This is a genomic window from Halomonas sp. B23F22_20 (assembly GCF_043496985.1).
In the GTDB taxonomy this organism is placed as follows: Bacteria; Pseudomonadota; Gammaproteobacteria; order Pseudomonadales; family Halomonadaceae; genus Halomonas.
On record NZ_JBIEKH010000009.1, the window covers coordinates 153216 to 165828 of the forward strand.

Here is a 12613-nt window from a genome sequence, read left to right on the forward strand (position 1 = left end):
GGCCTCGCTGCGACTCAAAAGTCCGGATCCCAGTCGACGGTCATCACGCCGGCCTCGAGATCCACTTCCAGCACGACCTCGTCGGGCAGGAAGGGCAGCAGCCGTTCGCGATCGTCGACGGCATCCTCGCCGCGCCCCTTGACCACCAGCACGTCGTTGGCGCCGGTCTCGAAGAGGTAGTCGACCTGACCCAGCGTCACGCCCTCGCGAGTCACCACGCGCAGGCCTTCCAGCTGGTACCAGTAGAAGTCGTCGTCGCCGTCGAGCTCGGGCAGCTCGGCCGTCGGCAACAGCACCTCGGCGCCGGCCAGGGCTTCCGCCCGACCGCGGTCGTCGACGCCTTCCAGGCGAGCCACCAGCCCTTTGCCCTGCGGGCGTCCCTGGGCAAGGCGAAAGCGTTCCAGGCGACCCTCATGGCGCAGCACCCACTCGTCGTACTCAAGGATGCCTTCCATCGGGCTGGTGTACGAATACACCTTCAGCCAGCCCTTCACTCCGTAGGGGCTGGTCAACTTGCCCAGCACTACGTGTTCGTCGGCTGGGCTGCGCTCGACGCCTGCGCTCATCGCGATCCTGCCTCAGACATTCGGGGCAACAGGCCGATCAGGCCTGCTTGCGGGCTTCCTTGACCAGCTCGGCGACACGGCCGGAAAGCTGGGCGCCCTGGTCCTGCCAGTGCTGGATGCGGTCGAGGTCGACGCGCAGACGCTCTTCCTGACCACGGGCCACCGGGTTGAAGAAGCCGAGGCGTTCGATGAAACGACCGTCGCGAGACTTGCGAGAATCGGTCACGGTCAGGTGGTAGAAGGGACGCTTCTTGGCGCCACCACGTGCCAGACGAATGGTAACCATGCGTTGACTGTCCTTCGGTTGAGTTACGGAGGTTGTCGGTCGGGAGCGAAGCCCTCGACAATCGGTTCGACCGCACGCCGGTGGGCGTGCCGCCGGGGTGTTCGGTCACGACGAGGCCCGCGATGAATCGCAGGCCTGCCAGTGAAGACGCCGCATTCTACGGAAATCTCCCCGGCTTGGAAACCTTTTTAGCTGGCGGCGCCGGCGGCTCAGCGCCACGGCATGCCGCCGGGACCGCCCATGCCGCCCGGTCCTCCCGGGCCGCCGCCGCCCATCATGCCGGACATGCCGCGCATCATCTTCTGCATGCCGCCCTTCTTGCCGGCCTTCTTCATCATCTTCTGCATCTGCTTGTGCTGCTTGAGCAGGCGATTGAGATCGGGCACCTGCAGGCCGGCGCCGGCAGCGATGCGGCGCTTGCGAGAGCCATTGATGATGTCGGGCTTGCGGCGCTCCTGGGGCGTCATGGAATTGATCAGCGCCTCGAGCTTGCCCATCTCCTTCTCCGGACCGGGGCCCTGAGCCATCTCGGCCATCTGCCCCATGCCGGGCAGCTTGCCGAGCAGGCCGCCCATGCCGCCCATCTTCTTGAGCTGCTGGAGCTGGTCGCGGAAGTCCTCGAGATCGAAGCCGTCGCCCTTCTTGACCTTCTTGGCCAGCTTCTCGGCCTTGCCCTTGTCGACGGTACGCTCGGCCTCCTCGATCAGCGACAGGACGTCGCCCATGCCCAGGATGCGCGAGGCCACGCGGTCGGGATGGAAGGGCTCCAGGGCATCGACCTTCTCGCCCACGCCCATGAACTTGATCGGCTTGCCGGTGATGTGGCGCACGGACAGCGCCGCACCGCCGCGGGCATCGCCGTCGGCCTTGGTCAGGATCACCCCGGTCAGCGGCAGCGCCTCGTGGAAGGCCTTGGCGGTGTTGGCCGCGTCCTGGCCGGTCATGGCATCGACCACGAACAGCGTCTCATCCGGCGACACGGCGGCGTTGAGGGCCTGGATCTCGGCCATCATCGCCTCGTCGATGGCCAGTCGGCCGGCGGTATCGACCAGCACCACGTCGTGGAACTGGATCTTGGCGTGCTTGATCGCCGCCTCGGCGATAGCCACCGGCTGCTGGTCGCTGCGCGACGGGAAGAAGTCGACCTCGACTTCTTTCGCCAGCGTCTCGAGCTGGTCGATGGCCGCCGGGCGATAGACGTCGGCGGAGACCACCAGCACCTTCTTCTTCTCGCGCTCGCGCAGGTAGCGCGCCAGCTTGGCCACGGAGGTGGTCTTGCCCGCGCCCTGCAGGCCGGCCATCAGCACCACCGCCGGGCGACTCTTGAGCGTCAGGCCTTCATTGGCCTCGCCCATGATCGCCTCGAGCTCCTGCTGGACGATCTTAACGAACTGCTGCCCCGGGGAAAGGCTCTTCGACACCTCCTGACCCACGGCGCGCTCGCGCACCCGGTCGATGAAGGCCTTGACCACCGGCAGGGCGACATCGGCCTCCAGCAGCGCCCGGCGCACCTCGCGCAGGGTATCCTTGACATTGTCTTCGGTCAGGCGAGCCTGACCCTTGATCGACTTGAGCGTCTGCGACAGACGATCACTGAGATTCTGGAACATGGGCCTCTCCGCGTGCGCTGGCCTGGAAAGCCGTTCGACATCCCCGCATCGACGGGGAGAAGGGGCTTTTCCTGCAATGGGGCAAAATTATACGCCTTGTGGCGACGAGTCTCCATGGCGTCGCGCTCGCCCGGCTGGGCGGGGCAAGGAGGATTCGGTATAGTGACGGCTCCATTCCTTACCGTCACACGCTGGCAAAGGCGCACGGATAGCCATCGATGCAAGCGCTCCCCCTAGCCCTCATGGCCTTTATTCTCTATATCGCGGCGGCTTCCTGGCAGGCCCTGGCGCTGACGCGAAGGGTTCCGCCGCGCAATGCGCTGGTGAGAGGTTTCGGCACACTAGGCCTGCTTTGTCACCTGCCACTCGCCGTGGACCTGCTCGATAAGGGAGACTCGCTGCTGCCCGGCTTTTCCACCAGCCTGGTACTGGCCGGCGCCCTGGCGGTGCTGGTACTGCTGGTAGTCAGCCTGTTCAAACCGGTACTCAACGTCGCCACCGGTCTTTTCCCGCTGGCCGGCGTGGTGCTGCTGCTGGCCGTCGAGTGGCCGAGCCCCGAGAAGGCCTCGGGCATGACGCCAGGCATCGCCCTGCATGCCCTGAGCTCGGCGCTGGCCTTCGCCCTGCTGGCGATCTCCGCCGTACAGGCGATCCTGCTCGGCGTGCAGAACCAGGCCCTGCGACATCACCATATTCGCGGCGTGGTCCAGTCGCTGCCGCCGCTGACCACCATGGAACGGGTGCTGTTCGAGCTGATCTGGGCCGGCATGATCCTGCTGACCCTGGCCATTGCCAGCGGATTCGCGTTCGTCGACAACATGTTCGCCCAGCACCTGGTGCACAAGACGGTGCTATCACTGGCCGCCTGGGTGATCTTCGCCGCCCTGCTGATCGGGCACCATCGCCTGGGGTGGCGCGGCATGCGCGCGGTGCGCTGGACGCTCGGCGGCTACATGATGCTGCTGCTGGCCTATTTCGGCAGCAAGTTCGTGCTCGAGGTCCTGCTGGCCCGTCCTTGACACCGGGGTGCCCCATCCCTACAACTCAAGCCTGATACGCGATTGAGGATCCTTCGACTTGAGCGACGACTTCCCTCTGGGATTGCTGTTTAGCCTGCTGCTGCTGCTCATCTGCCTCTCTGCCTTCTTCTCGAGCTCCGAGACCGGCATGATGTCGATCAACCGCTACCGCCTGAGCCATCGGGCCGGCGAGGGCGAGGGCCGAGCCCAGCGGGTGATGCGCCTGCTGGGCCGCCCCGACCGGCTGATCGGCGTCATCCTGATCGGCAACAACTTCGTCAACAACCTCGCGGCCTCGATCGCTACCATCATCGCCATCCATTTCTTCGGCGAGGTAACCGGACCGGCTGTGGCTACCAGCCTGCTGACCATCACCATCCTGATCTTCGCCGAAGTCACCCCCAAGACCTACGCCGCGGTGAAGCCGGAGCGTATCGCCTACCCCGCCTCGCGGGTCCTGGAGCCGCTGCTCAAGCTGCTCTATCCGCTGGTATGGATGGTCAATGCCATCTCCAATGGCCTACTACGCCTGCTCGGGGTCAAGACCCTGGAGGCCGGCGGCGACAACCTGACCCGCGACGAGCTGCGCACCGTGGTTCATGAGGCGGGACCGCTGATCCCCCGCCGCCACCAGGCCATGCTGGTGTCGATTCTCGACCTCGAGAACGTCACGGTGAACGACATCATGGTGCCCCGCCACGAAGTGGTAGGCATCGATCTCGACGACGCCCTGGATGACATCCTGACGCAGATTCGCACCAGCCAGCACACCCGGTTACCGGTCTACAAGGGCGACATCAACAACATCATCGGTATGCTTCACCTGCGCAACGCGGCGCGCTTCCTGTCTCGCGGCGAGGTCACCAAGGCAGCCATCGTCCAGGAGGCTCGCGAGCCCTACTTCATTCCCGAATCGACGCCGTTGCACACCCAACTGCTCAACTTCCAGAAGCAGAAGCGGCGTATCGGCATCGTGGTGGACGAGTACGGCGACGTGGAGGGCCTGGTGACCCTGGAAGACATCCTCGAGGAGATCGTCGGCGAGTTCACCACCGACGTGGCCGGCCAGGACCAGGAAATCCACCTGCAGGAAGACGGCAGCCACGTCATCGACGGCACCGCCAACATTCGCGACATCAACAAGTCACTGGGCTGGCAACTGCCCACCGACGGGCCCAAGACCCTCAACGGACTGATCCTCGAGCACCTCGAATCCTTCCCCGACGGGCCGGCCTGCCTGCAGATCGGCCCTGTGCGCATGGAGATTCTCGAGGTGCGCGACAATCTGATCACCTCGGCACGCTGCTGGCAGGCCGTGCGTCGAGCGGAGGCGGCTCAGCCCTGATTCAGCGCGCTGATGCCTGGTTCACCCAAGCATCGGCCTCGGCTTTCAATTCCCGAACCCGCGCTTCCACTCGAGGGCGCTCGGCCGATCCGGCAGGCAGCGGTTCGCCGAAATACAGCGCCACTCGTGCCCGGAAGCGTCGCGGCCACTTGGACAGCGCCCGGCCGCCACAGTGTGACGTCCAGGAACCCCACAGGCCAGACAGCCCCGCCGGCACCACCGGCACCGGATCGCGAGCCAGGATCAGCTCAAGGCCCCGCCGGAAGCGCTTAACCTCGCCGTCCGTGGTCAACCGCCCCTCGGGAAACAGCATCACCACCTCGCCGGCACGCAGCGCCTGGCTGACTTGCCCCAGCGCACGCCTCAGCCCACCGGGATCGCTACGCTCGGAGTCCACCGGAATCGCCCCGACCAGTTTGAACAGCCAGTGCAGCCAGGGCGATTCGTAGATCGGCCGATCCATCAAGAAGCGCAGCGGGCGCGGGCTGGCACCGCCCACGACCAGGGCATCGACGAAACTGACATGGTTGCATACCACCAGGGCGGGGCCATGGGCGGGAATGTGGCGACGGCCACGGAAACGCAGCCGGTAAAGCAGATGAATGATCAGGAACACCAGCCGCCGCAGCGCCCGGCGCGGCGATCGCAGCCACCAACCCAGCGCGGCCAGTGCCAGCAGGGTCGGCCACCCCCAGCCGAGCAGATCCGTCAAGAGGCGCCGGACCTCGCCTTCAGCCCCGCCAGCAGGGTCGACAGCAGCTGGTCGAGCAATTCACCCACCTCCAGCGGCTCGCTCTGCCAGTAGCCCAGGCGCTCGTTAAGCCCCAACTGCACCAGTCCATGCACGCTTCCCCAAAGGGTGCGCCCCAGGCGACGCGCCTCAAGATCGTCGAGCGCCGGCTGATACTCCTTGAGGGTGGTCTCGACCCGCAGGAAGAGGGCCTCGATCATGTCGCTCTGGCGTTGATCCAGCTCGCCCTCCTGGGCCAGCGGGTAATCGAACAGCAACTGCCAGCGAAACGGCTCGCGGCGAGCAAATTCCCAATAGGCCCGAGCCAGCGCCTTGAGTCTCGCCTCGGGCGTCGACTCCTCGAGCAGCGGATCGATGGCGGTGCGCAGCCGGGCCAGGGATTCGATGTTCACGTGCTGAAGCAGGTTGCCGAAACTGCCGTAGAGCTTGAGCAGCGTGCTTGGTGCACACCCTACTTCCCTCGCCAGGGAGCGCAGCGACAGCGTATGGACCGGCCGCTCCTGCAACCAGGCATCGCAGGCGGCCATCACCTGGGCATGAAGGGCTTCTGGAGCATGCTGTCTGGGACGAGCCATCGACTTCCTCGCGAGCCGGAGAGCGCGCGGCACCCCCAAGGGGGCGGACACCGGCAACGATCTCATATGAAAACACTGTTTCCGCTAGCATATCGTGCCTGCGGACCAACGCAAGTCCGCCACCGGCAAGCTTTCTTCTCCGGGGCGTCTTGGTTACCCTGACGCCCCCAGTCTGCGGAGGTTCCATGGCCGGTCGTCTCTATATTCCGCCCCTCGACCTCGAACGCCTGCTGCCTGGCCTGATCGTGGACGATGCGCCGATCACCGGCGTCAACCTGGCCCCGCGCCGCCCGCTGTCGATGATTCGCCACGAAGCTGGCCGCCTTCGGATGTGCCATGCCTTCTGGGGCCTGACCCCACCCTGGTTGGAAGTGCTCGACCGTGCGCCCCACTGCGCCCGGGCCGAATCGCTCGCCTCGCGCCCCATGTTCCGCGAAGCCTTCGCCGCCCGGCGCTGCCTGGTGCCGGCAGGTGGTGTCTACGTCTGGAAATCCCAGCCACGGGCCAAGCAACCCTTCCTGGTGACCCGCGTCGATCGAGGCCCGTTGTTGCTCGCCGGCCTGTGGTGCCGCTTTCACACCACCCTTACCCGCTACCACGACTCCCTGGCGCTGATCACGGTCCCTACCAACGACCTGCTGGCGCCGCTCACCGACCGGCTGCCGGCGACGATTCCGGTTGCGTCCGTCGAGCGCTGGCTGGCTCCCTCGACGCCCACAGCGGACCTGAATGACCTGCTGACCCCAGCCCATGGGGAACTGTTGGGCGCTTTTCCGGTATCAAGACGAGTGAACGACCCCAACCATCAGGAGGCCGCCTGCGCCTACCCCACCGGCCCGATGCTGCGCCGGACCGCCGCCAAGGAGTGATGATGACCCGACACCCCCGCCCCCACCTGGTGCTGCCTCTCGCGCTGGCCATGGCCCTGTTGCCGACGCTCGCCGCCACCTCGGCGGCGGCTGACGCCTCGACGACGAGCACGCCGCTGGTCAGCCCCTCGGACGAGCGCGAATACCGGGCCCTGACGCTGGACAACGGTCTCACCGTGCTGCTGGTCAGTGACGCCGAAGCGGACAAGGCCGCCGCCTCGTTGAACGTGGGCGTGGGCAGCGCTCAGGATCCGGACGACCTGGCCGGCCTGGCCCACTACCTGGAACACATGCTGTTCCTGGGCACCGAGGCCTACCCCCAGGCCGACGCCTACCAGAGCTACCTGTCGCAGCACGGCGGACAGCACAACGCCTACACCGCAGCCCAGGACACCAACTACTTCTTCTCGGTGGATCCTGACGCCCTGGACGGCACGCTCGATCGCTTCAGCCACTTCTTCGTCGACCCGCTGTTCAACGCCGACCGGCTGGCCAGCGAACGCCAGGTGGTGCACTCCGAATACATGGCGCGCAAGCGCGACGCCGGCCGTCGCCATATCGCCGTCCTCGACCAGCTGCTGAACCCGGCGCACCCCACCACCCGCTTCTCGGTGGGCAGCAACGCCACCCTGGCCGACCGGCCGGAGGGCGAGACGCCGCTGCGCCAGCGCGTGATCGAATTCTACGAGCACCACTACGACGCCAATGTGATGCATCTGGCGGTGGTGGCGCCCCAGCCTCTCGATGAGCTCGAGGCGTTGGTGCGCGACGACTTCGCCGCGGTGCCCGACCGCGGCCTGACACGCCCGGAGATCTCGACGCCGCTGGTGACCCCGGACGAGCTGCCCGCCGCCGCCGAGCTGCGCTCGCTGCGCGACGACCGCCGTCTGACCTTCTATTTCCCGATCCCCGATCCCGACACGGCCTATCGCCTGAAACCCGCCAGCTACCTGGCCAACCTGCTCGGCCACGAGGGAGAGGGCAGCCTGCTGCACGTCCTGCGCGAAGCCGGCTGGGCCGACGGCCTCTCCGCCGGCGCCGCCCAGGGCGACGGCAAGGAAGCATTTTTCAACGTCGATATCAGCCTGACACCGGAAGGAGCGAAGCATCTCGACCGCATCCAGGCCAGCCTGTTCGCCGCCATCCGGGAGATCCGCCAGCACGGCATGGAGGCCTGGCGCTACGACGAGCAGGCCCGGCTCGCCGAGCAGCAGTTCCGCTTCCAGGAGCACGGCAGTGCGCTGGGCACGGCCATGCGACTCGCCACCAGTCTGGCTCGCTACCCGCTCGAAGACGTCAACTACGCCCCCTATCGTATGGACGGCTTCGATGCCGAGCGCATCGACGAATGGCTATCGGCCCTGCAGCCAGAACGCATGCTGCGCCTCTACAGCGGCCCCGATGTCGAAGGCAACCAGGAAACGCCCTGGTTTGACGTGCCTTGGTCGCCGGTTGCGCCCGATGTCGGCGACGCCGCGCCCCTGGCCGGCCTGTCGCTGCCCGAGTCCAACCCCTACATCGCCAAGGATCTGAGCCTGCTGGAGGGCCAGGACGAGGCCCCGATACAGCGCATCGACAGCCCCGAGTTCGACTTCTGGCAAAAGCGCGATGACAGCTTCGACACGCCCCGGGTCGAGTGGCGCTTCAGCCTGCAGCATCCTGGCGCCAGCCAGGATGCCCGTGAAGCCGCCCTGTCGCGACTGCTCGCCGGCTGGCTGCAGGACAGCCTCAACGAAACCCTCTACCCGGCTCGCCTGGCCGGACACGGTTTCGAAGCCTACGCCCATGCCCGCGGCATCACCCTGTCGTTTTCCGGCTGGCGAGACGGCCAGCAGGCACTGATCGAGCGAGTGCTCAATCAGCTGCGCGAGGGCCCGATCGAAGCGGCGAACGTCCAACGCGTTCGTCAGCGGCTGCACCAGGAATGGCGCAACGCGCCCGAGGACGCGCTCTATCGTCAGGCCGGCCGCACCCTGGCCGAGACCTTGATCCGCCCGCAATGGTCGCCCGAGGCACTGCTCGCCGCCAGCGAGTCGCTGGATGCCGAGGCGCTGAGCGAATTCCGCGATGCCTTCCTCGCCGACCTGCACCTGGAGGCCATGGCAGTGGGCAACCAGACCGCGGAGGCGGCCACCCAGCAGGCCCGCGAGGTGGCCAGGACGCTGTCGCCTCAGCTGGCCAGCACGGCGATCCCGGAGCTGACACCGCTGCGAGCCGATGTCGAACTGCCGGCCCTGACCCCCGACACCACCCGCGACGAGTTCCTGGTGATGCGCTATCTGCAGGGCGCCGATCGCTCGCTGGCCAGCCAGGCGCGACTGGCGGTACTCGGTCGGCTGCTCGAGACGCCCTTCTATCAGCAGCTGCGCACCGAGCAGCAGCTCGGCTATGTGGTCAACGCCGGTTACCAGCCGCTCCTCGATGCGCCAGGCATCGGCCTGCTGGTGCAATCGCCCAGCACCGACAGCGCCACCATCCAGGCACGCATCGATGCCTTCCTGGCCGCCTTCGGCGAGCGGCTCGGGAAACTGGATGACGACGCCCTGGCCCCCTACCGCCAGGCGGTCCACGACGATCTGCTGGTTCGCGATCCCAGCCTGACGGCACGCACCAACCGGCTGTGGCAAACCCTGGCCCTGGACGACGGCGACTTCGACCGCCGCCAGCGCCTAGCCGAGCGCGCCCTGAAGGTGACACCCGAGGCACTGCGCGATCTCTGGCCGGGCCTGGTCGACGATGCCGTGGTCCACATCACCCACGACCCGGGCGACGCCGCCAGCGACGTCATGGCGCTCAAGGCCGACCTGCCACCGCTGCCCGGCGGCGGCGACTAGCCATCGCCCCCAACGACGAGGCCCGGCCGAATGGCCGGGCCTCGTCGTTAAGCCCAGGTCGGCTCGCCCTGCCGGTAGAGACAAGGGCCGACCAGGAAGCGCCTGCCGGTCAGCCGAAGGCCTGGGCCGGCATGATCGACTCCACGTGCATCACCAATTCCTCCAGCACCTGGCGGTCGCGGTCGCCGAGCGCCTCCTGGTTCAGACGCTCGATCTCCCGGGCGAAATCCTTCAGCGCGAAGCCCGCGACGGCGGCGTCGTTCATGCGCTCCCAGCGGAAGGCCTCCCAGCGCGCCTGCTCCTCACCGGTGAGGGTGTCCGGGTAGCTGCGCGCCCGATAGCGAAACAGCATTTCCTCGAGACGAGGATCCTGGAAGGCAAAACCCGCGCCCACCAGGTCCCAGGGATCGGTGGCCCGCACCCGCTCCATCTGCTGGCGATCCGAGGGCGAGAAGAAGCCACCGGAATAGAGCATCAGGTCCGGGTCATGGGGTGGTTCCGGCGGCGGCGCAGCAAATACCTCGGCGACTCGAGCGACAACCTCCGGATGGTCGGACAACGTTTTCCAATGGCGGCGACAGGTCGGCATGTCCAGCGCCAGGCGCTCGACGATATCGCCGTACTCGCCCTGGCGTGGCCCCGCGACGTCCTTGAGAGCATTGGGCGGCAGCACCACCGGGCACTTGTTGATGTGTATGACCTTGAGCGGGATGCGCGACTCGCCCTCGGCCAGGTCGTCGTTGCTGACGAAGACCCGCTCGCGGATCTGCTCCGGGGACAGCGTCAGCAGCGGTTCGGGGTCGACGGCCAGGTCATAGACGATCACCCCGTTGGGGTTGGTGGGATGCTCGGCCAGCGGCATCACCAGCGCGCTGCAACCGCGGCTGGCGGGGTAGCGCCGCGAGATGTGCAGCATCGGCTTGCGACCCGGCACGTCCAGTTGACGGGCCACCTGGCGCTTGCCGCGCTGGGCCAGCAGGTAGTCGAACAGATTGGCATTGCAGCGTCGCAGCAGCCGGGCCAGGGCAATGGTGGCGCGCACGTCGGCCAGCGCATCGTGGGCGCCGGCGTGCTCGATGCCGTTGGCCGCCGTCAGGTCTTCGAGCCGAAAGCTCGGCGAACCATCCTCCCGGGTTGGCCACTCGATGCCCTCGGGGCGCAGGGCGTGAAAGGCCCGCACCACGTCGATCAGGTCCCAACGCGAGTTGCCGTTCTGCCACTCCCGGGCATAGGGATCGAGCAGGTTGCGGTAGAAGAGATGACGACCGACCTCGTCATCGAAGCGCAGGCTGTTGTAGCCAAGCGCGCAGGTGCCCGGCTCGCTCATGGCGTCCATCACGCGACCGGCGAACTCCGCCTCGGGCAGCCCTCGGCGACGTGCCTGCTGCGGCGTGATACCGGTAATCAGACACGCCTGGGGATGCGGCAGATAATCGTCGGCGGGCTTGCAGAACAACTCGATGGGCTCGCCGATCTCGTTGAACTCGGCATCGGTACGAATGGCCGCGAACTGGGAGGGCCGATCCCGGCGCGGATCGGCACCGAAGGTCTCGTAGTCGTGCCAGAGGAAGGTCAGGGGGGCGGCTTTCGACTGCGCCATGAGCGAGCTCTCCGAGCAGGCATTGGAAAACGGGCCCCAAGCCTAGCACAGGGCACACGGCGGCTCAGCCGCCGCTCAGCTCTTGGGCAGTGTGACGTTGAGTTCCAGCACCGAGCAGTTGTCCTCGCTGTCGAGGGTGATGTTGACGGCTTCGTCATCGACCTGCACGTAGCGCCGGATCACTTCCAGCAGCTCTTTCTCGAGCATCGGCATGTAGTCCGGCTGCCCGCGTTGACTGCGCTGGTGCGCCACGATGATCTGCAACCGCTCCTTGGCGACGGAGGCAGACTTCTTGCGCTCGCGCTTCAGGAAATCGAGTAGCTTCACCGACGACCTCCTCCGAACATGCGGCTCAACAGGCTCTTCTTCTGATACTCGTGGAAGCGCAGCGGCACCTCCTCGTCCATCAGGCGCGCCACGGTGTCGGCATAGGCTTGACCGGCATCGCTGGCCTCGTCGTGAGTGACCGGAATGCCCTGGTTGGAGGCCCGCAGCACCGCCTCGGACTCGGGAATCAGGCCGACCAGCTTGATGGCCAGGATCTCCTGGATGTCCTCGAGGTTCAGCATGTCACCGCTGTCGACCCGGTTGGGGTTGTAGCGAGTGATCAGCAAGTGTTCCCTGACGGGATCCTCGCCGCGCTCGGCACGCCGGGTCTTGGAGGCCAGCAGGCCGAGGATGCGGTCGGAGTCGCGCACCGAGGAGACCTCGGGGTTGGTGACCACGATGGCCTCGTCGGCGAAGTACATGGCCAGCTGGGCGCCACGTTCGATACCCGCCGGAGAATCGCAGACGATGTAGTCGAAATCCTTGTTCAGGGTATTGAGCACGGTCTCGACGCCTTCCAGCGTCAGAGCGTCCTTGTCGCGCGTCTGGGAGGCCGGCAGGATATGCAGGTTGTCGACGCGCTTGTCGCGGATCAACGCCTGGTTGAGCCCCGCCTCTCCCTGGATGACGTTGACCAGGTCGTAGACCACGCGCCGCTCGCAGCCCATGATCAGGTCGAGGTTGCGCAAGCCTACGTCGAAGTCGATGACCGCGGTCTTCTGACCTCGCAGCGCCAGGCCCGTGGCGATGGCGGCCGCACTGGTTGTCTTGCCGACCCCACCCTTGCCGGAGGTCACAACGATGATCTTGGCCAAGTGTCACATCCTGTCT

At 66.6% G+C, this 12613-nt stretch carries 12 protein-coding genes; 4 read left to right on the top strand and 8 right to left on the bottom strand.

Going from position 1 to position 12613, the window contains the following annotated elements; all coding sequences use genetic code 11:
- Positions 1–14 precede the first annotated feature (14 nt).
- The 3 genes from rimM to ffh all read right to left on the bottom strand — a co-directional run bounded on the left by rimM (position 15) and on the right by ffh (position 2462).
- A complete protein-coding gene (rimM, locus tag ACGTN6_RS09570) occupies positions 15–566 on the bottom strand; it encodes a ribosome maturation factor RimM (protein ID WP_394591214.1) in 552 nt (183 codons plus the stop codon).
- Between the two features lie 37 nt (positions 567–603).
- Positions 604–852, bottom strand: coding sequence for a 30S ribosomal protein S16 (gene rpsP / locus ACGTN6_RS09575; RefSeq protein WP_247854816.1), 249 nt, complete (start codon positions 850–852; stop codon positions 604–606).
- A 209-nt stretch (positions 853–1061) separates the two neighbouring features.
- Positions 1062–2462 carry a signal recognition particle protein gene (ffh, locus tag ACGTN6_RS09580; protein WP_394591215.1) on the bottom strand — a complete coding sequence of 467 codons (1401 nt, stop codon included), beginning with the start codon at positions 2460–2462 and terminating at the stop codon, positions 1062–1064.
- A 218-nt stretch (positions 2463–2680) separates the two neighbouring features.
- Between ffh and ACGTN6_RS09585 the strand changes: the two genes are divergently transcribed.
- Both ACGTN6_RS09585 and ACGTN6_RS09590 read left to right on the top strand, forming a co-directional pair.
- Positions 2681–3481: a cytochrome C assembly family protein gene (locus ACGTN6_RS09585; RefSeq protein ID WP_394591216.1), complete on the top strand. Its 801-nt coding sequence runs from the start codon at positions 2681–2683 to the stop codon at positions 3479–3481.
- A 58-nt stretch (positions 3482–3539) separates the two neighbouring features.
- Positions 3540–4826: an HlyC/CorC family transporter gene (locus ACGTN6_RS09590; protein WP_394591217.1), complete on the top strand. Its 1287-nt coding sequence runs from the start codon at positions 3540–3542 to the stop codon at positions 4824–4826.
- A 1-nt stretch (position 4827) separates the two neighbouring features.
- Here the strand turns inward: ACGTN6_RS09590 and ACGTN6_RS09595 are convergent, their stop codons facing one another.
- Positions 4828–5475: a 1-acyl-sn-glycerol-3-phosphate acyltransferase gene (locus tag ACGTN6_RS09595; RefSeq protein WP_394591252.1), complete on the bottom strand. Its 648-nt coding sequence runs from the start codon at positions 5473–5475 to the stop codon at positions 4828–4830.
- 59 nt (positions 5476–5534) lie between these two features.
- The gene (locus tag ACGTN6_RS09600; RefSeq protein WP_394591218.1) at positions 5535–6152 is read right to left on the bottom strand and encodes a TetR/AcrR family transcriptional regulator; all 618 of its coding nucleotides are present in this window, start codon (positions 6150–6152) and stop codon (positions 5535–5537) included.
- Positions 6153–6337: 185 nt separating this feature from the next.
- On the opposite strand from ACGTN6_RS09600, the gene ACGTN6_RS09605 reads away from it, so the two are divergent.
- Together ACGTN6_RS09605 and ACGTN6_RS09610 are read left to right on the top strand one after the other, a co-directional pair.
- A complete protein-coding gene (locus ACGTN6_RS09605) occupies positions 6338–7021 on the top strand; it encodes an SOS response-associated peptidase (RefSeq protein WP_394591219.1) in 684 nt (227 codons plus the stop codon).
- A 2-nt stretch (positions 7022–7023) separates the two neighbouring features.
- On the top strand, positions 7024–9855 hold the full coding sequence (locus tag ACGTN6_RS09610) for an insulinase family protein (protein WP_394591220.1): 2832 nt from the start codon (positions 7024–7026) through the stop codon (positions 9853–9855).
- Between the two features lie 109 nt (positions 9856–9964).
- On the opposite strand, the gene sbcB is transcribed toward ACGTN6_RS09610, so the two are convergent.
- The 3 genes from sbcB to minD all read right to left on the bottom strand — a co-directional run bounded on the left by sbcB (position 9965) and on the right by minD (position 12597).
- A complete protein-coding gene (gene sbcB, locus ACGTN6_RS09615) occupies positions 9965–11455 on the bottom strand; it encodes an exodeoxyribonuclease I (protein ID WP_394591221.1) in 1491 nt (496 codons plus the stop codon).
- Positions 11456–11530: 75 nt separating this feature from the next.
- Positions 11531–11782 carry a cell division topological specificity factor MinE gene (minE, locus tag ACGTN6_RS09620; RefSeq protein WP_183389100.1) on the bottom strand — a complete coding sequence of 84 codons (252 nt, stop codon included), beginning with the start codon at positions 11780–11782 and terminating at the stop codon, positions 11531–11533.
- Entirely contained in the window at positions 11779–12597 is an 819-nt protein-coding gene (gene minD, locus ACGTN6_RS09625; RefSeq protein ID WP_183389099.1) for a septum site-determining protein MinD, read from the bottom strand. The genes minE and minD overlap by 4 nt, the downstream gene beginning before the upstream one ends.
- Positions 12598–12613 lie beyond the last annotated feature (16 nt).